This window comes from Sphingomonas sp. CFBP9019, from assembly GCF_034045155.1.
Classification (GTDB): domain Bacteria; phylum Pseudomonadota; class Alphaproteobacteria; order Sphingomonadales; family Sphingomonadaceae; genus Sphingomonas; species Sphingomonas aerolata.
In genome coordinates this window covers 357,976-377,481 of the sequence record NZ_JAXCWK010000003.1, presented here as the reverse complement: position 1 = coordinate 377,481, position 19,506 = coordinate 357,976, and the positions used below count along the sequence as shown (strand labels likewise).

Sequence of the window (19,506 nt, the reverse complement as noted above, 5' to 3'; positions counted from 1 at the left end):
CATGCTCGATCGTCGTCACGTCATCACTTCCGCCATGCTCGGCGGCCTCGCCAGCGCCTTTGCACCGCGCATGGCCTTTGCCCGCGCCGCCACCGCGATGCGGTTCGTCTTCATCATCCAGCGTGGCGCGGCCGACGGGCTGGGGACGATCGGTGCGATCGGCGACCCGGCCTTCGCGGGCGTCCGCGGCGATCTCGCCGCCGACGTCGCGTCGGGCACCAGGCTCGACGGCCTGTTCGCATTGCATCCCGCGCTTGCGACGACCGCGGGCCTCTATGCGCGCAAGGAGGCGGTGTTCGCGCATGCGATCGCGTCCCCCTATCGCGACCGATCGCATTTCGATGGTCAGAACGTCCTCGAGACGGGCGGCGCCACGGCCTATCAGGTCAAGGACGGGTGGCTCAATCGCCTGCTCGACCTGCTGCCCGCGGATTCGGCGCGCGGCATCGCGGTCGCGGCGACCGTGCCGATGGCGCTGCGCGGCCGTCGGGAGGTCGCCTCCTATGCGCCGTCCAACCTGCCCGACGCGTCCGACGATCTGCTTCAGCGCGTCGCGATGCTGTATCAGGGCGACGCGCAGCTTCATGGCCTGTGGAGCGAGGCGATAGCGACGCGGAGCCTGACCAGCGACCTCGCCGCGGCGAACGGCCAGAATGCGGCGGCGACGGGCACGCTCGCCGCACGGTTGATCGCGCCGACGAACGGCGCCCGCATCGCGATGATCGAGACCGGCGGTTGGGACACGCATGCCGGCCAGCGCGGGCGCCTCGCCGCGCAGCTCAAGGGCCTCGATGCGATGATCGGCGCGTTGCAGACGGGGCTCGGGCCGCTCTGGGCGGAGACGATGGTCCTTGTCGCGACCGAGTTCGGGCGGACCGTCGCGGTCAACGGGACCGGCGGCACCGATCATGGGACGGGCGCGTCGGCGATGGTGCTGGGCGGCGGGGTCGCGGGCGGGCGCGTGATCGCCGACTGGCCGGGGCTGGGGGCAGGGGCGCTTTACGAGGGGCGCGACCTCAGGCCGACGATGGCGCTCGACGCGTTCATCGGCGGTGCGGTCGCGGCGCATTTCGGCGTCGAGCCCGGCCGCGCGATGGCGACGCTGTTCCCGGCCAGCGCCCGGACCCTGGCGATCGAGGGGCTGGTCCGCACCTGACCGGGCCGGTGCGGGATGAATTGAGCCCGGCCCTGCTTTGGGCTAGAGCCCCCGCTTCCTTACGATACCGGAATTGGCATGACGCTCTATACCCGCTTCGCCGCGCATATCGATGCGGCGCTCGACACGCTGACCGAGGCGGGACTGTTGCCGGCCGGGCTCGACCGCAAGAACGTGACGGTCGAGCCGCCGCGCGATGCAAGCCACGGCGATCTTGCGACCAACGCGGCGATGGTGCTGGCCAAGCCCGCCAAGACCAACCCGCGCGTGCTGGCGGATGCGCTGGTCGTCGAACTCGGCAAGATCGAGTCCGTCGAAAGCGCGAGCGTGGCGGGACCGGGCTTCATCAACATGAAGCTGACCGACGATGCCTGGCGCGGCGAGCTGGCCGCGGTGCCGGTCGCAGGCGCCGATTACGGGCGCTCAACGCTGGGCGACGGGATCACCGTCAACATCGAATATGTGTCGGCGAACCCGACCGGACCGATGCACATGGGGCATTGCCGGGGCGCAGTGGTCGGCGACGCGCTGGCCAGCCTGCTCGAATTTGCCGGACACCGGGTGATCCGCGAATATTATGTCAACGATGCCGGCGGGCAGGTCGACGTGCTCGCGCGCTCGGTCCACCTGCGGTACCGCGAGGCGTTGGGCGAGACGGTGACGATCCCAGAGGGCCTGTATCCCGGCGATTACCTCGTGCCGATCGGGCAGGCGCTGGCGAGCGAATATGGCGACCGGTTCGTCGGTGCGCCCGAAAGCGAGTGGCTGGCGACGTTCCGGACGCGCGCGGTCGCGGCGATGATGGTGATGATCCGCGCCGATCTCGCGCTGCTCGGGATCGAGCATGAGGTGTTCTCCTCCGAGGCCGAACTGCAGGCGCTCGGCAAGCCCGAGGCGGCGGAGGCCGAGCTGCGGTCGCGCGATCTGGTCTATGACGGCGTGCTTGAGGCGCCCAAGGGCGAGATGGCGGACGACTGGGAGCCGGTCGAGCTGCCGCTGTTCCGCTCGACGCAGTTCGGCGACGACCAGGATCGGCCGATCAAGAAGTCGAACGGATCGTGGACCTATTTCGGTGCTGACCTTGCCTATCATTTCCAGAAGAGCCAGACCGCCGACCAGCTGATCGACATCTGGGGCGCGGATCACGGCGGCACGGTCAAGCGGATCGTCGCGGGCGTGGCCGCGCTGACCGGCGGCAAGACGCGGTTCGACGTCAAGCTGGTCCAGATGGTCCGGCTGCTGCGCAATGGCGAGCCGGTGAAGATGTCCAAGCGGTCGGGCAATTTCGTCACGCTCGCCGATGTCGTGAACGAGGTCGGCAAGGATGTCGTGCGCTTCACGATGCTGACGCGGCGGTCGGACGCGCAGATGGACTTCGACTTCGCCAAGGTGGTCGAGGCGTCGAAGGACAATCCGGTCTTCTACGTCCAATATGCGCATGCACGGATCGCCTCGCTGCACCGGCGCGCGGACGAGGCGGGGATCGCCGCAATCGAGGCGGACCTGTCCCGGCTTGATACGGACGAGCTCGCGCTGATGAAGCTCGCCAGCCAGTTTCCGCGAATCGTCGAAACCGCCGCTACGGCGCGCGAGCCGCATAGGATCGCGTTCTATCTCTACGACTTGGCCGCAGCGTTCCATGCGCTGTGGAATGTCGGCAACGATCGGCCCGAGCGGCGCTTCCTGGTGGTCGAGGATCCCGGCGCCACGGCGGCACGGCTTTTCTTGGCGGACGCAATCGGGCAGATCATCCGCAACGGCCTTGCCATCATGGGCGTCGAGGCGGTTTCGGAGTTGAATTGATGGCCGACGAGATGAACCTGCGCGAGGAAGATCGACTGCCCTGGCTGGAGACGATCGAGTCGGACGATCGTGACGGCCCGCCGATCGCGCGTGTCGTCGCGCTCGTCGTGCTGGGGCTGGGTCTGCTCGCGGCGATCATCTTCGGGGTCTACACGCTGCAGAACCGCGTGCCGTCGGGCGACGGCCAGCTGATCGCCGCGCCGGCGACCCCGTACAAGGTCAAGCCCGATGCGGTCGGCGGCCTCAAGGTCAATGGCGAGGGCGACAGCGCGATCGCGACCAGCGCGGGCAAGGGCGCCGGCAATGGTGCGATCGACCTGACGGGCGTGCCCGAGGCGCCGGTTGCCGGACGCCGTGCGGTGGCGACGTCGACGGGGGCGGACGATCCTGCCGGCCGCAACGCGGTGGCGCAAGTGCCCGCATCGGGCGGCCGGCTGGTCGCGGCACCCCCGCTGCAGGCGCGGCCGGCAGCGGCGGGCCCAGTCGCGAGCGGATCGCTCGTCCAGCTCGGTGCCTTTCCGAGTGCTGCGGTGGCCAATTCGGCATGGACCAACTTCGCCAAGCGCTTCAGCTATCTCGCGCCGCTGAACAAGTTCGTCGAGCCGGTCGCACGCGGTGGCAACACGCTGTACCGGTTGCGCGTCGATGCGGGCAGCGCGAACCAGGCCGCCGATATTTGCGGACGGTTGCGTGTCGCCGGCGAAACCTGCTTCGTCGCCAGCTGATCGTCGCGCTGCGGCAGGTTGAACGTGACGACGCGGGGGCGGTTCGCTAGGCGAGGCGCATGAAGCCCGTCATCTTCGGCCTGTCCGGCCCCGTGCTCACCCCGCAGGAACGCGCATTCTTTGCCGAGTGCGTACCGGCCGGATATATCCTGTTCAAACGCAACGTCGTTGATCGTGCCCAGCTGCGCGCGCTGACGGATTCGCTGCGCGCGATGGCGGGGCGCGACGACCTGGCGATCCTGATCGATCAGGAGGGCGGGCGCGTCGCCCGGATGGGGCCGCCCGAATGGCCGAGCTTTCCCGCCGGACCGGTGTTCGACGCTGCCTATGACCGCGCGCCGATGACCGCGATCCAGGCAGCCCGGGCGAACGCCCAGGCGCTCGGGGTGATGCTGAGCGAGGTCGGGATCACGGTCGACTGCCTGCCGCTGCTCGACGTCGCGCAACCCGACACGACCGAGGCGGTTGCCTCGCGTGCGTTCGGGTCCGATCCGATGCGCGTCGCAGCGCTCGGACGCGCCACGCTGGAGGGGCTGGCCGCGGGCGGTGTCGTCGGTGTCGTCAAGCACATGCCCGGCCATGGCCGCGCGCGCGTCGACACGCACCATCACCTGCCCACCGTCACCGCCACCGATGCCGAGCTTGAGGTCGATATCGAGCCGTTCCGCACGCTAAACCAGGCGCCGATGGGCATGACGTCGCATATCGTGTTCGACGCGTGGGACGCGGATCGCCCGGCGACGCTGTCACCGGTCGTGATCGACCGGATCATCCGCGACCGCATCGGGTTCGATGGGCTGCTGATGACCGACGACATCGACATGAAGGCGCTGTCGGGCACCGCGGGCGACAAGGCGGCGGGCGCGATCGCGGCAGGATGTGATCTGGTCCTCGACTGCTGGGCGCGCATGGACGAGATGGTCGAGATTGCCGGCCGGCTGGGTCCGATCTCCGCGGTGGCGCGGGCTCGTCTCGGTCGTGCGATGGCGTCGGTGGGGCCTGCACAGGGACGGTTCGACGATCTGATCGCGACCCGGGATGCGCTGCTCGACCGGGCCATGCAGAACTCTGCCGAAGCCTAATCCACTCACGATCGGGCTGCGACGGATGCGTGGATGCTGTACGCAGCGCGGATGGACGATGCACAGCTGACGCTGGATCTGGATGGATGGGAGGGACCGCTCGACCTGCTGCTGTCGCTTGCGCGCGCGCAGCGGGTCGATCTGCGGACGATCTCGATCCTGTCGCTGGTCGAGCAGTATCTGGCCTATGTCGATGATGCGCACGCGCTTAAACTCGAACTCGCCGCGGATTATCTCGTGATGGCGGCATGGCTGGCCTATCTGAAGTCGGCACTGCTGCTGCCCCGCGATCCGTCGGTCGAGCCCGATCCGGACGACCTCGCGCGGCGGCTCCAGCACCGGCTCGAGCGGCTCGATGCGATGCGCGAGGCGGGGGCGCGGTTGATGGCATGCGACAGGACGGGGCGCGACGTGTTCGTTCGCGGCGCGCCCGAGGGGCTGCGGACGGTCCGCAAGGCGATCTGGACGGCGGAGATCTTCGACCTGATCGCGGCCTATGGGCGGGTATCGGGGCGCACCCGGCCGGTGATGCACGTGGTGGTGGACCGCGCGGTCATGACGCTGGAGGCGGCGCTCGAGCGCGTGTCGATAATGGTCGGCGAGCGGCTCGACTGGAGCAGGATTGAGGCGTTCCTGCCTGCATCCGCGGTCGCGCCCGGCGCGGAGCGGTTTCGTCGCTCGGCTCTCGCATCGAGCTTCGTCGCGGCGCTCGAACTGGCACGGCAGGGACGCGTCGAGCTGCGGCAGGCGGCGCCCTTTGCCCCACTCTATCTGCGCGCGACGACGGCATGACGCGGCCCGATGCGCTCGTCCGCACGGTCGAGGCGGTGCTGTTCGCCGCCGACGCGCCGCTGACGCTCGACGCGATCCGCGCGCATGTCGGGGCGATCGCGACGGCGCGCGACGTCCGCGCCGCGATCGAGGTGCTGGTCGAGGACTATGCGGGGCGCGGCTTCAATATCGTCCGGCGCGGCGATCGCTGGCAGTTCCAGACCGCGCCCGACCTTGCCCATGTGCTGCGTCGCGAATCCGAAGAGCCGCGGCGACTGAGCAGGGCGGGGATCGAGACGCTGGCGATCATCGCTTATCACGAGCCCGTCACCCGCGCGGAGATCGAGGCGATCCGCGGCGTGCAGATCTCCAAGGGTGTGCTCGACGTGCTGATGGAGGCGGACTGGGTCCGGCCCGCAGGGCGGCGCGAGGTTCCGGGGCGGCCGCTGCTCTATGCCACGACGGCCGCGTTCCTGGTGCATTTCGGGCTGAAGACCCGTCGCGACCTGCCGGGCATCGACGATCTCCGCGCTGCGGGGCTGCTCGATCCGGTCGATGTCGACGTCGAGGACCGTACAGATCGCGGCAGCCATGAAAGCACTGTGGCAAAGCGTGACGATGACGCCTAGATAGAGGCAGGTTTTCAGGAGAATTGTCATGGGCGGATTCAGCCCGATCCATCTGCTCGTTCTTGCGGTCGTCGCGATCCTCCTTCTAGGCGGCGGTCGGTTTTCCAGCCTGATGGGCGACGTTGCCAAGGGCGTTAAGAACTTCAAGAAGGGCATGGCCGAGCCCGACGACGAGACGCCGGCCAAGCCATCCGCGCGTATCGAAGCCCAGAAGACCGCCGATCCGGCCTTCGATCGCGACGGCAATCGCGTCCGTGAAGACCGCTGAGCCGCGCTTGACGTTCCCAGACTCGACGGGTCCAGATAGGCGCGCCTGAATGTTCGATATCGCTCCGTCCGAATTCCTGCTCGTGGCGTTCGTCGCGCTCGTCGTGATCGGTCCAAAGGACCTCCCCAAGGCGATGCGCGTCGTCGGCTATTGGGTCGGCAAGGCGCGCGGCGTCGCGCGGCAATTCCGGTCGGGGTTCGACTCGATGGTCCGCGAGGCGGAGCTCGAGGAAATGGAAAAGCGCTGGGCGTCGGAGAATGAGCGGATCATGCGTGAGCACCCGCCGACCGACACCGCGCAGATCGTCCATTCGCCCGAACCCGACATCCATCACGATCTGCCGTCGTCCGAACCCGTGATGGTCGAGAAGCCCGTCGTGCTCCCGGCATCCGGGCCCTCGGCGGATAAGCCGGCGCCGGCCGGCCTCGATATCGAAGCGCCGGCCCCGGATCACCGGGACAGTGTCGACGCGATACCCGGGCAGGATCGGCACGAACACGCCGTGCCGGCTGCCACGTCGTCCGACGCGCGGACGGGCAAGTCCGACGTAGCGTCGTCGTGACCGACTTCCAGACTGCCGAGAGCATAGCGTCATGAGTGAGATCGACGAGAGCCGCGCCCCGTTGCTCGACCATCTGATCGAGTTGCGGCGGCGGCTGCTCTATTGCATCGCCGCGCTGGTCGTGACGTTCGCCGTGGCGATGTATTTCGCCGAGGATATCTTCGGCTTCCTCGTCCACCCGCTGCTCGCCGCGGGGCAGGACACGGTGATCTACACCGAAGTGTTCGAGGCGTTCTTCGTCCAGGTGAAGGTCGCGTTCTTCGCGGCGATGATGCTGTCCTTCCCGGTCATCGCCAACCAGCTGTGGCAGTTTGTCGCCCCCGGCCTGTACAAGAAGGAGAAGAACGCGCTCCTGCCGTTCATTCTCGCGACCCCCGTCCTGTTTCTCACAGGCGCGGCCATGGCCTATTATGTCGCGATCCCGATGGCGCTCCACTTCCTGCTGGGGTTCGACGGCGTGGTCGGCGGCGTGAAGCGCGAGGCGCTGCCGGCGATCGGCAATTACCTGTCGTTCACGATGCAGTTCCTGTTCGGCTTCGGGATCGCCTTCCTGCTGCCCGTGCTGCTGATGCTGCTCGAGCGCGCCGGGATCGTCACGCGCAAGCAGCTGGTCGGCGCGCGGCGCTACGCCATCGTCGCCGCGTTCGCGATCGCCGCGGTGCTGACGCCCCCGGATATCGGGTCGCAGCTGCTGCTCGCGATCCCGCTGACGATCCTGTATGAATTCGCGCTGATCGGCATCTGGTTCACCGAGCGCAGCCGGGCAAAGGCCAAGGCGCAGGATGAGACGTCGGACTCCACCGATATCGCCGAAACGCACTGAGCGATCGGCGCCAGATGTAAAAACGGGGCCCGGTGCAGCTGCACCGGGCCCCGTTTTCGTATCTCAAGCGCAAAGGCTTACTTGGCGTCGCTCGCGGTCTTCGCCACGGTGCGGCCGGCCGAGCTCACGTCCTTGCCGGCGCCTTCGACCGTGTTGCATGCCGACACGATGAGCGCGCTGGCCACAACGGCCAATCCAACCAACTTACGCATAATACTTCCTCCTAGAAGGGCTTGAATGCCACCGAGGGGAGAAATGTACGGGCGCCGGTTTCGTTCCGTTGGTGCAACCAGGCACGCATCTGATTTGGAATGATAAAGGCCCGGAAGCGTCACCGGGGGGGGGGGAGGGTGATGCTTCCGGGCCTGTCACTTGGATAGCGAGAGCGGGGGGGCATAAAGTCGCTATCCGAACTATAGAACGGCGCTCGGGAAAGGTGGTTCCTGCCGTTTTCAAGTTTTTTTCGACGAGGTGTTTCGTCGTGCTCAATCGCGTCCGATGACGGCAAAGGCGATCTCATACGCGCCGACCAGTGGGTCATGATGGAGCGCCGAGCGCAACTGGCGCGAAAGGCCTTCCATTACACGGCCATAGCGCGTTGCTGCCTCGCGCAGCGCGTCGCTTTCGATCAGCGCCCGCGAGACGACGCGGAGCACTGCGCGGTCGGGCGTGGCGCCGGGCTGGATCGATACGCGGATCTGTGCCGATGGATCGCAGGTCATCGCCAGCTCGATCGTTTCGGTCGCGAGGAACGCGACCGCTACGGCGACGTCCTGATTGACGAGGAACGGAGCGACGTCGAGCGTGATGCCAAGGCCATGCGAGCGATCGGGGGCGGTGGCGCGAATGTTGGCGGACAGCTCGCCCAGCATCGTGCGCATGTTGAGACCGCGATTTTCCTCGAGCTCGGCAAAGTGATTGCGGTGCACGACCGCCAGCGCGTCGACCCGGCGCTGGATCGACGAATAGGCCTCGGTCGCGTCGGCGCTGCGTGCACTGCGGGCGTGGAAGTTGATCAGGCTGGAGATCACCTGGAGGTTGTTCTTCACCCGGTGATGCACTTCGCGCGTCAGCTTGGTCTGTCGCACGAGCCCGGCCGCCAGGCCCGCTTCGTGCGCCGCCACGGTACGGCTGATGACCTGGAACGTGTCGCCGAGCTCGCGGATCTCCTGCGCGGGCATGGTGCGCACGGTGCCGGTATCAATGACCTCACCCGGCGTGAACGCGGCGACCGCGGCGCGCAATTGCCGCAAGGGACGGATCAGCAGGCGGTCGACGACGAACCACCCGATCCCCGCCGCCGCCGCCCACATCAGCAGCGGCAGCAGCAGCGCGATGATCAGCGACGAGGTAATCGGTGCGCTGCGGATGCTCGTGCGCAGAGCAAGTCCCGCGACGCCAAGGTCAGTGCGCATCGTCTCCAGCCGGTCGAGCGGTGCCTCGTCGTCGATCGATTCGAGGAGCAGCGCGTCCTGTCCGAGCATCAGCGCGCTGTTAAATTCCAAGGTCTGGTTGGACGGCCGGCCGATCCGTTCAAGAAAGGGCTGCGGGAAATAAGCGCGTGCCGATGTCTCGCCGCCGGGGCCGGTGATCGCGAGGACCAAGCCGCGGTTCGGAACGATCGCGGCGGCAACGGGGTTGCTGGTCGAATCCAGTGCGACGGCTTCGGGCAGCGCGCGCCCGCACAGCACCCGGCCGGCGCGGTCGGTTATGACGAAGCGCGTACCCGAGGAGGCCTGCTGCGCGAACACGCCCTGCGCGCGGGCGCAGCTCGGGGCGTCGGCAGGGTCGAAGCCCAGCGCGTTCACCGCAACGCGCAACGCGGTCATGTCGCCGATCAGTTCGATGGCGATCGATCGTGCGCTTTCTGCCGCAGCGACCCGCAACCGTGCACGGGCTTCCGCATCGGCAACACGCGTCGTTTGAAGCGTAGCGAAGATCGCGATCAGCGCGAGCGGCAGAAGCGCTGCACTGAGGATCAGGAAAAGCTTGGCCCCGGTGGGGAGCCGCCCGATCGCGGTGGCGATCTGCGACGGTCGACGAGCCGCCGTCGCATTGGCGTCAACAGAGCTGGTGTCGGTCAGGGTCTCTGTGGAGCCCGGGGCGGCAGGTGACGGGGTGCCGGATTTGCTCACGGAACCGGTTGGCGAGGCCATGCGGCCCGCCCTCAGTCCAGCTTGCCGAGCAGCGCCAGAAACTCGTCAGGAACGGCTTCCTCGACGGTCTGCTGATAGACCGACCGCAATGCCGTTCCCATCTGCCGATCGCGGGCCGTGTCGCGCGGCTTGCCGGTGCCCTTGCCAGCGGGAGTGCCGGCGGGAGTTTCGTTCTGCGTGTCGTGGCCCAAACTCAAAATTTCCCCCTGCACGACGCACGTAAGATGATGTTTACCATAGGCCGCGGGCGGCACATGACACAGCTAGACCTGCGTCATACACTCGCGGTGATTGTCCGTGAAACCAAATAGCCTCTCGTTAGTTCCCTGTTGGAGCGAAAATTCGATATTGTCGTGGGCGTCGGGCCAAAAGGTTCCGAGGGTCTGGCAATCGGTCGGTCGCGTCATATTCTAGTATCGTCGTCCTCACCGGGCCGGCGTAACGATCAGGGAGTTACCAATACCCATGTCGCTTGGACAGCAACTCGCACCGCATCTTCCCTTTCTGCGGCGCTACGGCCGGGCCCTGACCGGCAGCCAGAGTCATGGCGACAAATATGTTCGCGCGACGCTCGAGGCGATCGTCGCGGCGCCTGATGAATTTCCGAAGGACGTCGATCCGCGTCTCGGTCTCTATCGGATGTTCCAGGCGATCTGGTCGTCGGCGAATTATGACGAGATGGGTGACGAGGGTGTCGGCGATACCGACGGCCACGCCGCAGTTGCTCGCGCACGTATGTCGCGAATGACGCCGCTGTCGCGTCAGGCGCTGTTGCTGACCGCGATGGAGGGTTTCACGCCCGAAGACGCGGCCTATCTGATCGACGTCGATGCGAACGAGGTCGACGAGCTCGTCGCCGCGGCACTGGCGGAAATCGAAGGTCAGACCCGCGCGCGCGTCCTTATCATCGAGGACGAGCCGATCATCGCGATGGATATCGAGACGATCGTGCGCGACCTGGGTCACGACGTGACCGGTGTTGCGGTGACCCGCGACGAGGCCGTGGCCCTCGCGATGGAAGAGCGTCCGGGTCTCGTGCTCGCCGATATTCAGCTGGCTGACGACAGTTCGGGTATCGACGCGGTCAAGGACATCCTTGCCGAATTCGAGGTTCCCGTGATCTTCATCACCGCGTTCCCCGAACGTCTCCTGACCGGTGAGCGTCCCGAGCCGACCTTCCTGATCACCAAGCCGTTCCAGCGTTCGACAGTGAAGGCGGCAATCAGCCAGGCGCTGTTCTTCGATCAGACGACCGTTCCGGGCGCCTGATGCGCCGCTAGACTTGGGCCGGGGTTGCCGTCGACGATATCGTCAGCAACCCCGGCATCAAGTTTTTGATAGTTACGGACCCAAAACGGCGTTCGGGGGTTTCAGTCTTATGGTTGACCCAAAAGAGCAGATCCACGTCGCCGGCGAAGACGCCCGCGCCGGCGCAACACCGCATATGACCCGCTATATCCTTGTGATATCACTGGTCCTGGTTATCGCCATTTTTGCATTTCTCGTCATTCGATAGCATATGCGTGGCGTGGCGGACCGGTTGATGCCGATCCGTATGCTCAAGATCGCCGTCCTCTGGGCGGCGGTCGTCATTCGGGAACGATCGGAATTTCATGGTACAGCCCGCCCAGCGTGACGACGAAGTCGACGGCGCCGAGCCTCAGGTCGCGCCCGTTGAGCACGTCTCGCTTTCCGATGCCGAGTTCAAGGTCCAGCTTGCCCAGGTGATTCCGCACCTCCGTGCGTTCGGGCGTTCGCTGTCTGGCAGCCGCGACCTTGCGGACGACCTGGTGCAGGAGACGCTGCTGAAGGCGTGGGCCGCACGGCTGCGCTTCCAGGCCGGTACGAACATGCGCGCCTGGACGTTCATCATCCTGCGCAACCTCTATCTGTCACAGATGCGCCGCGCTCGCTTCAAGGGTGAGTGGGACGATCTGGTGGCGGATCGTATCCTTGCGGCACCCGCGAGCCAGGACCGGCATGTCGAGCTGGGCGATATGCAGCGCGCATTGATGCATCTGCCGCAGCCGCAACGCGAGGCGTTGATCCTCGTCGGCGCGGGCGGGTTCGCGTATGAAGAGGCAGCGGAGATCTGCAACGTGGCGGTCGGCACGATCAAGAGCCGTGTCGCGCGTGGCCGTGTCGCGCTCGAAACCATTCTGACGGATGGATCGCTGCCGTCGCGCCGTGATCATGAAACCGATACGACCAAGACAGCACTCGATTCGATCATGGGTGATGTCGAGGAACTGAGCCGCGGGCGTTGAAATAAACGTCTGCCGCGGCTGGCGTTTGGATCAGTGCGGTCGTGGCGACATGGTGTCGAGTTCACGCAACAAAGACATGAACTCGTCGGGCATTCCGGAGTCGCGATCGAACGCACCGCGAAGCGACTGTCCGATCGCATCCGTCTTGCGAGGCGCGCGAACGACCAGATGATCGGTCTGGTCACGGCGAATAGTCGGGTGCAGATGGGTCATGCAGGGTCAACGAGCCTCAAGAGCTTTTGTTGCTACCCTGGCTTGACTTTATAAAAGAATTGTGGGGTGTGGCATGGATTACGCGCATCGGGCGTCGGACATCATCGCCGCAACGCAGCGCGCGCGACGCTGGTCCCCCTTCCTCGCCATGCTCCTCGACCGCGAGCCTGTGCTTGCCACGCAGCTGGCAGAGGGGCGGCTGGATCCGATCCCGGCTTCGCTCGACCTCGACATGCCGGTCGCACGACGCCTCCGCCTCGAACGGCGTGCGCTCGCGCTGAGGGTCGCGATCGGTGACCTGGCCGGCGTGTTCGACCTCAGCGCCGTGACGCAGCGGCTCACCGGGTTTGCCGACCACGCGCTCGACACGGCGATCCGCACCGCGATCGAAGAACGCACGCCCGGCGCCGAAGCGCGCGGGTTCGCCGCGATCGCGCTCGGTAAACAGGGGAGTGGCGAACTCAATTATTCGTCGGATATCGATCCGATCCTGATCTACGATCCGGACACCCTGCCGCTCCGCCCGCGCGAGGAACCCGAAGCCGCCGCCGTGCGGATCGGCAAGCGCGTCGTCGAACTGCTCCAGGCACGTGACGGCGACGGCTATGTGCTGCGCGTCGACCTCCGCCTGCGGCCGTCTCCCGAGATCACGCCGATCGCGCTGCCGATCGATGCGGCGATCAGCTATTACGAGGCGCAGGCGCTCCCCTGGGAGCGTGCCGCCTTCATCCGCGCGCGCGCCGCAGCGGGCGACATCGCACTCGGCAGGCAGTTCCTCGACACGGTCCGCCCGTTCGTCTGGCGGCGCGCGCTCGATTTCGGCGCGATCGGCGAGATTCGCGGCATCTCGCGACGGATCCGCGATCATCATGCGCAGGGTCAGGCCTTCGGGCCGGGTTACGATCTGAAGCGCGGCCGCGGCGGGATTCGCGAAGCCGAATTCTTCGCGCAAATCCATCAGTTGATCCATGGCGGTCGCGATCCCCTACTCCGCGCGCCGGCCACGCGCGTCGCGCTTGCGCGGCTGGCGGAGGCGGGGTGGATCGGCGGTGACGAGGCGCGCGCGCTGATCGACAGCTATACGCTGCTGCGGACGATCGAGCACCGGGTGCAGATGATTGACGACCGGCAGACGCATGCCTTGCCGACCGGCGATGCGCTCGAGCGGGTGGCGTGGCTGCACGGGCTCGACGGCAGCGCGGCGCTGCTGGCGCTGCTCGCCCCGCATGTGGCGGCGACCGGGCGGATCTACGACGCGCTCGACGATGGCGCGGCATCCGGGCTTTCGCATGATCCGACGCGGCTCGACGCCGAGCTGGCAGAGGCGGGGTTTGCCGAACCCGAACCCGCGCGCCAGCGGATCGCCGCGTGGCGGGCAGGGGCCTATCCCGCACTGCGCAGCAGTGCCGCGCAGGCGGCGCTCGAGGCGGTCCTGCCGACGCTGGTCCCGGCGCTCGCCGCCGCGCCCGAGCCGCAGGCCGCGATGCTGAGACTCGATTCGATGCTCGAGCGTCTGCCGAGCGCGATCAACGTATTCCGACTGCTCGAAGCACGACCGGCGCTCGCCACGCTGCTCGCGGCGATCCTGAGCCACGCGCCGACGCTGGCGGAGGAACTGGCGCGGCGCCCCGCGCTGCTCGACGGGTTGATCGATGCGACGGCGCTCGCCCCGGTCGCGGCGGTCGACGCGCTGATCGACCGGATGCGCGCGGGCGAGGCGGGGCTCGATTATCAGGGGCGGCTCGATCACGTCCGGCGCGTGGTCGGCGAACTGCGCTTTGCGCTGGGTGCGCAGATCGTTGCGGGGACGTCGGATCCGCTCGACGTCGCGGCGGGCTATGCGCGCGTGGCGGAGGCGGCGATCGCGGTGCTGGCGGAGGCGACGATTCGCAGCTTTGCCGACGTCCATGGCCAGGTGCCGGGTAGCGAACTCGTGATCCTCGCGCTTGGCCGGATGGGCGGGGCGATGCTGACGCATGCGTCCGATCTCGACCTCGTCTATCTGTTCACCGGCGATTTCACCGCCGAGTCGGATGGCGCCAAACCGCTTGGCGCGACGCTCTACTACAACCGGCTGGCGCAGCGGGTGACTGCGGCCTTGTCGGTCGCGACCGCGGCCGGGCCGCTCTATCAGATCGATACGCGGCTGCGGCCATCGGGGGCGCAGGGGCCGCTGGTCGTGACGCTCGACAGCTTCGCACGCTATCAGCATGAGGAAGCCTGGACGTGGGAGCATATGGCGCTGACCAGGGCGCGGCCGGTCTTCGGATCCGCGCCCGCCAGAGCGGCGCTGTCCGCGGTGATCGCCGATGTCCTGACCGGCGCGCGGACCGAGCGCGACGTCGTCGGCGATGCGACGCGGATGCGCGCCGACATGGCCGCGCACAAGCCTGCCAAGGGGCCGCTCGACGCGAAGCTTCTGCCGGGTGGTCTGGTCGATCTCGAATTCGCGACGCATGTCGTACAACTCGTTGAGCGCAGCGGCTTCGATGCCAATCTGGGGCGTGCGATCGCGCAGCTCGTCGCCGAAGGGCGGATGCCCGCGACGATGCTCGCCGCGCATGATATCCTGACGCGCCTGCTCGTGACGCTGCGGCTCGTCGCGCCCGACGCGGCGCCGCCCGGACCGCCGACCCAGGCGTTGATCGCGCGCGCGCTCGGGCTGCACGACTGGCCTGCGGTTCTTGCGGGCCTCGCCGAGGTCCGGCAACAGGTGACCGCGTTCTGGCACGAACTGACAGGAGAGCAGGATGGATGACGGTGCGATGATCCCGGACGTCTCGGTGACGATGCCCGATGGCACGGCCGTTGCGCTGACGACGCTGGCGCGGCCGCTGGTCGTCTATTTCTATCCCAAGGACGATACCGCCGGCTGCACGCGCGAGGCACAGGACTTTTCCGCGCTCGAGTCGGCCTTCGCAGAGATCGGGGTCGGCGTGCTCGGCGTGTCGAAGGACACGCCCGCCGCGCATGCCAAGTTCAGCGCCAAGCACGGTCTGACGGTTTCGCTGGCGACCGACGTCGATGGCGCGGTCTGCGAGGGCTTCGGGGTCTGGGTCGAGAAGGCGATGTACGGCCGCAAATATATGGGGATCGAGCGCGCGACCTTCCTGTTCGACGCGGACGGCCGACTGGCGACATCGTGGCGCAAGGTCCGTGTCCCCGGCCATGCCGAAGCCGTTCTTGCCGCCGCCAAGGCGCTGACCCCGCAATAAAGACCGTTCCACGGGGCAGGGCGCGGCGTCCCCTGGCGAGGCGATTCCTTTTTACCGGTACCATTTGGTTTCAACGGCTCAACGCACGCGCGTCCCGGTCCACCCCAAGTTAGCGGCGCAGCTCTTGCCGAAGTGGGTCAAATCGGCACACATCCTGACTTGTCTGGGACGCGGAGGGGCTGCGGTTCAGGACAGAGTCTTGGCGCCGGGCCCGTTTGCGATCCGGCTCCTGTTTTTTGTCGGGGACCAATGGTCGATATCACCGTTTCCGCTGCAGCCTTAGCCAACCGCGCAGCCTTTCGTATCAAGACGCTGTTCGCCGCGCGGGACCTGACGGTTCACGACGGCCAGTCGGTCCGCCGGGTTCGCCTGGGCAGCCGCAAGCAGGCCGCGATGGCGGCACTCAGCGCCGTAACGCTCGGCTTTTCCGGCTATGGTGCCGCGCAGGCAGCCTATGGCGCCGCAGCCGCGACCGGCGTCGTTGCCGCACCCGATTCCGAACTCCAGGTCGCGCAGATGGAGCGCCGCATCGGTCAGATGCAGGCGCGCGTCGCGACCATTCGCGAGACCGCCGCAGCGCACGCCGCGCGGGTCGAACAGCGCCAGCAGCTGATCACCGCCGCCCTGACCGGCAAGGGCGACGCCAAGGCGATGGCGCTGGCCACGCTGGCGATCGACCCCGCGCCCGATGCGCTGGCCGCCGATGTCGTCAAGCCGCTGGTCAAGGTCGAGGGCCGCCAGCGCGTTCTCGCTGACGCTGCCCAGACCATCCTTGATCAGCGTTATGCCGACACCACGGACACCGTGCGCAAGCTCGGCCTGCGCCCCGAACGCGTCGCTGCCGCGGCCAAGCGCACCCAGGCGAGCAAGCAGGCCGCCATGGGCGGACCGCTGGTCGCCGCCGACAGCCCCGAGGCGCTGGCCGATGTCCGCGCCGACGCCCAGTTCCGCACGCTGTTCCAGACCTGGAAGAAGCTCGACACGCTGCAGCAGGGGGTGATCGCGATCCCTTCGGTCCAGCCGGTCCATCTGCTGTCGTTCACCAGCAATTTCGGCATTCGTTCGGATCCGTTCCGCGGGACTGCCGCGATGCATGCCGGCGTCGACATTCCGGGTCCTGTCGGCACGCCGATCTACGCCACGGCTGACGGCATCGTCTCGCATGCCGGTCGCCAGGGCGGCTATGGCAATCTCGTCGAGCTCAATCACGGCAAGGGCATCGCGACCCGGTACGGCCATCTCTCGAAGATCCTCGTCGGCGACAATGCCCGCGTGACGCGCGGCCAGCTGATCGCGCTGATGGGCTCGACCGGTCGCTCGACTGGCCCGCATCTTCATTATGAGGTCCGGATCGACGGTCATGCCGTGAACCCGATCCCGTTCCTCACGACCGCCGACTACCTTCTCGCCGCGCAGGATCGCTCGGTCGGTGCGATCCCGGTCTCGACGGACGGTCCGGCGGCGCAGGACTGAGGCGCACGGTTTTCTATCAAGCCCTGCCCGCGGTTCTCCGCGGTAGGGCGAGGTTGCCGCGGATAGCGGGACCGCCTATCTCGGGACCATGGCAACCTTGGCTCCCGACATCACCCTGACCCCCTCCGCCGCAGCGCGCGTCGCCGCAATTGCTGCCCGACAGGGCAAGCCCGCGATCCTGCGCCTTTCGGTCGATGGCGGCGGCTGTTCGGGTTTTCAGTACAAGTTCGGTTTCGCCGATGCGGCCGAGGCTGATGACGTGGTCGCCGAACGCGACGGCGTCCGGCTGGTCGTCGACAGCATCAGCATCGACCTCGTCCGCGGTTGCGCGGTCGACTATGTCGAATCGCTCGCCGGCGCGGCGTTCCGCGTGGAAAATCCCAATGCAGCCTCGGGCTGCGGTTGCGGCTCGAGCTTTTCGGTCTGACGCCCGGTGAAGATCGTCACGTACAACATCAACGGGATCAAGGCCCGTCTCCCGCGGCTGCTCGAATATCTTGCCGAAGAGCAGCCCGAGATCGTCTGTCTGCAGGAACTCAAGACCAGCGACGAAACCTTTCCGGCCGCGGAGATCGAGGCGGCGGGGTATGGTGTTGTCTGGCATGGGCAAAAGGCCTGGAACGGCGTGGCGATCCTCGCCAAGGGCCAGACCCCCAAGCTCCGGCAACGCGGCCTCGAAGGCGAGCCCGAGGACGAGCACAGCCGCTATATCGAGGCCGAGGTCGAAGGGCTGACGATCGCCGCGCTGTATCTGCCCAATGGCAATCCGCAGCCCGGCCCGAAGTTCGACTATAAGCTGCGCTGGATGACGCGGCTTGCGGCGCGCGCGCGCGTGCTGCTGGCCGAGGAGGTGCCCGCCATCCTCGCGGGCGATTACAACGTGATCGCGAATGACGACGACACGTTTTCGGTGTCGCGGATGCAGGACGATGCGTTGATGCAGCCCGAAAGCCGGAGTGCCTATCGTGCGCTGCTCGGGCAGGGCTGGACCGATGCCCTTCGAACGCAGTTCCCCAAGGGAGGCGTGTGGACCTTCTGGGATTATCAGGCGGGCGCGTGGCAGCGCGACGCGGGCTTCCGGATCGATCATCTGCTGCTCAGCCCGCAGGCGGCCGACCGGATGATCGATGCCGGTGTCGACAAGGCCTATCGCGGCCGCGAGAAGGCGAGCGATCATGCCCCGACCTGGGTCCGCCTGCGATGAACGCACCGGCGGGTGGGCCTGCGACACGGCTTGCCGCGGGTGTGCTGGCGACGCTGATGCTGGCCTGTTCGACCCAAGTTCGGGCGCAGGAGCGGGACTATTGCCCTGAACGCCCGGGGATCGATACGCCCGCCTGCACCATGGAAAAAGGCCGCGTCTCGGTCGAAACCGCGCTCGCCGACTGGACGCGCGACGACGGGGCGGGCTCGCGCGAGGACAGTGTCCTGATCGCCGATACGCTGGTCCGGGTCGGGGTCAGCGACACGGTCGAGGCACGGGTGGGATGGACGCCGTTCGGCCATGACCGGACGCGCGACGAAACGGGGATCGACGTCGCGGACCGCATCGGCGACGTGTCGCTGAGCATGAAGGCCAGCCTGAGCCATCCCGACGGCAAGGGCCTGTCGATCGCCGTCCTGCCGTTCGTGACGCTGCCCGTCGGCCGGTCGCCGGTCGGTGATGGCGACTGGGGCAGCGGACTGCTGCTGCCGGTGACATTCGAAATGTCCGACACGGTGTCGCTCGACCTGACACCCGAGGTCGATGCCGCGGTCGACGATGACGGGCATGGTCGGCATCTCGCCTATAGCAGCGCGGTCGGCCTCGCCTTCACGCTCGACAAGGCGGTGACGCTGAACGCCGAACTGCAGGCGCTGCGTGACGATGACCCGACCGGTCGCAGCACCCAGGCACTGGCTGCGCTGTCGCTCGCCTGGATGGTCCGTGACGATCTTCAGTTTGACATTTTTGGGGCGGCAGGCTTGACCCATGATACCCCCGATGCGCGGCTTTATGCGGGGGTGGCGCGGAGGTTCTAGATGATCGCGGTGCTGATCGGACTGCAGGCCGTCGCCGGCCCCCCGCTGCCACGCGAACTTCGCCCCCCGGTCGCCCGGGCGGCGACCCCCTGTCCCGTGACGCCGCCCGGTGGCGAGATCGTCGTCTGTGGCCGGCCGAGCGATCAGCGTCTTGCACGGCTTCCCACGCCGCCGGTCAGTTCACCCGATGCACCGATGACGTTCCGGCTGCCGGGCGGCGGGACGGGCAAGGTCCACGCAGTCCAGAGCACGCTGCCGGGGGCGACCGGATCCGGGGCGGTCGTCACGCTGCGCATCCCGTTCGGTCCGGGTCGCCGAGCGGCCGACCCCGCCCGTTAGGC

Annotated in this window: 22 protein-coding genes; 18 read left to right on the top strand and 4 right to left on the bottom strand. The window is 67.3% G+C overall.

All coding sequences use genetic code 11. The annotated features are described in order from the left end of the window. Position 1 precedes the first annotated feature (1 nt). The 9 genes from SOM18_RS09800 (at position 2) to tatC (ending at position 7,819) form a co-directional block, all read left to right on the top strand. Complete coding sequence (locus tag SOM18_RS09800; protein WP_031440064.1) at positions 2–1,156, top strand: DUF1501 domain-containing protein; 1,155 nt, start codon at positions 2–4, stop codon at positions 1,154–1,156. Between the two features lie 78 nt (positions 1,157–1,234). After that, the gene (gene argS / locus SOM18_RS09795) at positions 1,235–2,959 is read left to right on the top strand and encodes an arginine--tRNA ligase (protein ID WP_031440063.1); all 1,725 of its coding nucleotides are present in this window, start codon (positions 1,235–1,237) and stop codon (positions 2,957–2,959) included. Beyond that, positions 2,959–3,684, top strand: a complete 726-nt coding sequence (locus SOM18_RS09790; RefSeq protein WP_107045989.1) for an SPOR domain-containing protein — start codon at positions 2,959–2,961, stop codon at positions 3,682–3,684. Before argS ends, SOM18_RS09790 begins: the two co-directional genes overlap by 1 nt. A 59-nt stretch (positions 3,685–3,743) precedes the next feature. Next, entirely contained in the window at positions 3,744–4,766 is a 1,023-nt protein-coding gene (locus SOM18_RS09785; RefSeq protein WP_320481601.1) for a glycoside hydrolase family 3 N-terminal domain-containing protein, read from the top strand. Between the two features lie 33 nt (positions 4,767–4,799). Continuing rightward, positions 4,800–5,558, top strand: coding sequence for a segregation and condensation protein A (locus tag SOM18_RS09780; protein ID WP_235188268.1), 759 nt, complete (start codon positions 4,800–4,802; stop codon positions 5,556–5,558). Continuing rightward, the gene (gene scpB / locus SOM18_RS09775) at positions 5,555–6,166 is read left to right on the top strand and encodes an SMC-Scp complex subunit ScpB (RefSeq protein ID WP_031439354.1); all 612 of its coding nucleotides are present in this window, start codon (positions 5,555–5,557) and stop codon (positions 6,164–6,166) included. The genes SOM18_RS09780 and scpB overlap by 4 nt, the downstream gene beginning before the upstream one ends. 28 nt (positions 6,167–6,194) lie before the next feature. Further along, a complete protein-coding gene (locus tag SOM18_RS09770) occupies positions 6,195–6,434 on the top strand; it encodes a twin-arginine translocase TatA/TatE family subunit (protein ID WP_031394888.1) in 240 nt (79 codons plus the stop codon). A gap of 49 nt (positions 6,435–6,483) precedes the next feature. Beyond that, on the top strand, positions 6,484–6,996 hold the full coding sequence (gene tatB, locus SOM18_RS09765; protein ID WP_081874097.1) for a Sec-independent protein translocase protein TatB: 513 nt from the start codon (positions 6,484–6,486) through the stop codon (positions 6,994–6,996). Positions 6,997–7,027: 31 nt separating this feature from the next. Further along, positions 7,028–7,819: a twin-arginine translocase subunit TatC gene (tatC, locus tag SOM18_RS09760; RefSeq protein WP_031394886.1), complete on the top strand. Its 792-nt coding sequence runs from the start codon at positions 7,028–7,030 to the stop codon at positions 7,817–7,819. Positions 7,820–7,896: 77 nt separating this feature from the next. Here tatC and SOM18_RS09755 read toward each other — a convergent pair whose 3' ends face one another. The 3 genes from SOM18_RS09755 to SOM18_RS09745 all read right to left on the bottom strand — a co-directional run bounded on the left by SOM18_RS09755 (position 7,897) and on the right by SOM18_RS09745 (position 10,172). After that, positions 7,897–8,031 carry an entericidin A/B family lipoprotein gene (locus tag SOM18_RS09755; protein ID WP_031394885.1) on the bottom strand — a complete coding sequence of 45 codons (135 nt, stop codon included), beginning with the start codon at positions 8,029–8,031 and terminating at the stop codon, positions 7,897–7,899. Positions 8,032–8,304: 273 nt separating this feature from the next. Beyond that, positions 8,305–9,975: a sensor histidine kinase gene (locus SOM18_RS09750; RefSeq protein WP_081874096.1), complete on the bottom strand. Its 1,671-nt coding sequence runs from the start codon at positions 9,973–9,975 to the stop codon at positions 8,305–8,307. Between the two features lie 11 nt (positions 9,976–9,986). Next, a complete protein-coding gene (locus SOM18_RS09745) occupies positions 9,987–10,172 on the bottom strand; it encodes a NepR family anti-sigma factor (RefSeq protein ID WP_146163677.1) in 186 nt (61 codons plus the stop codon). Positions 10,173–10,440: 268 nt separating this feature from the next. Here SOM18_RS09745 and SOM18_RS09740 point away from each other — a divergent pair, with 268 nt between their 5' ends. Both SOM18_RS09740 and SOM18_RS09735 read left to right on the top strand, forming a co-directional pair. Beyond that, on the top strand, positions 10,441–11,244 hold the full coding sequence (locus SOM18_RS09740) for a response regulator (protein ID WP_031439351.1): 804 nt from the start codon (positions 10,441–10,443) through the stop codon (positions 11,242–11,244). 344 nt (positions 11,245–11,588) lie between these two features. After that, positions 11,589–12,242 (top strand): sigma-70 family RNA polymerase sigma factor, encoded by a 654-nt coding sequence (locus SOM18_RS09735; protein WP_031439350.1) that lies wholly within the window; start codon positions 11,589–11,591, stop codon positions 12,240–12,242. Positions 12,243–12,272: 30 nt separating this feature from the next. Here the strand turns inward: SOM18_RS09735 and SOM18_RS09730 are convergent, their stop codons facing one another. Continuing rightward, complete coding sequence (locus SOM18_RS09730) at positions 12,273–12,455, bottom strand: hypothetical protein (RefSeq protein WP_031439349.1); 183 nt, start codon at positions 12,453–12,455, stop codon at positions 12,273–12,275. Positions 12,456–12,528: 73 nt separating this feature from the next. Here SOM18_RS09730 and SOM18_RS09725 point away from each other — a divergent pair, with 73 nt between their 5' ends. From SOM18_RS09725 to SOM18_RS09695, 7 genes are all read left to right on the top strand, one after another. Then, positions 12,529–15,213: a bifunctional [glutamine synthetase] adenylyltransferase/[glutamine synthetase]-adenylyl-L-tyrosine phosphorylase gene (locus tag SOM18_RS09725; protein WP_320481600.1), complete on the top strand. Its 2,685-nt coding sequence runs from the start codon at positions 12,529–12,531 to the stop codon at positions 15,211–15,213. Then, complete coding sequence (locus SOM18_RS09720; protein ID WP_031439347.1) at positions 15,206–15,670, top strand: peroxiredoxin; 465 nt, start codon at positions 15,206–15,208, stop codon at positions 15,668–15,670. Before SOM18_RS09725 ends, SOM18_RS09720 begins: the two co-directional genes overlap by 8 nt. Positions 15,671–15,919: 249 nt before the next feature. After that, positions 15,920–17,143 (top strand): M23 family metallopeptidase, encoded by a 1,224-nt coding sequence (locus SOM18_RS09715; protein ID WP_031439346.1) that lies wholly within the window; start codon positions 15,920–15,922, stop codon positions 17,141–17,143. An 88-nt stretch (positions 17,144–17,231) separates the two neighbouring features. Beyond that, positions 17,232–17,570, top strand: a complete 339-nt coding sequence (erpA, locus tag SOM18_RS09710; RefSeq protein WP_031439345.1) for an iron-sulfur cluster insertion protein ErpA — start codon at positions 17,232–17,234, stop codon at positions 17,568–17,570. A gap of 6 nt (positions 17,571–17,576) precedes the next feature. Beyond that, positions 17,577–18,347, top strand: coding sequence for an exodeoxyribonuclease III (gene xth / locus SOM18_RS09705; protein WP_031439344.1), 771 nt, complete (start codon positions 17,577–17,579; stop codon positions 18,345–18,347). Further along, positions 18,344–19,165, top strand: coding sequence for a transporter (locus tag SOM18_RS09700; protein ID WP_081874095.1), 822 nt, complete (start codon positions 18,344–18,346; stop codon positions 19,163–19,165). Before xth ends, SOM18_RS09700 begins: the two co-directional genes overlap by 4 nt. Further along, positions 19,166–19,504 carry a hypothetical protein gene (locus tag SOM18_RS09695; RefSeq protein WP_031439342.1) on the top strand — a complete coding sequence of 113 codons (339 nt, stop codon included), beginning with the start codon at positions 19,166–19,168 and terminating at the stop codon, positions 19,502–19,504. Positions 19,505–19,506: the final 2 nt, after the last annotated feature.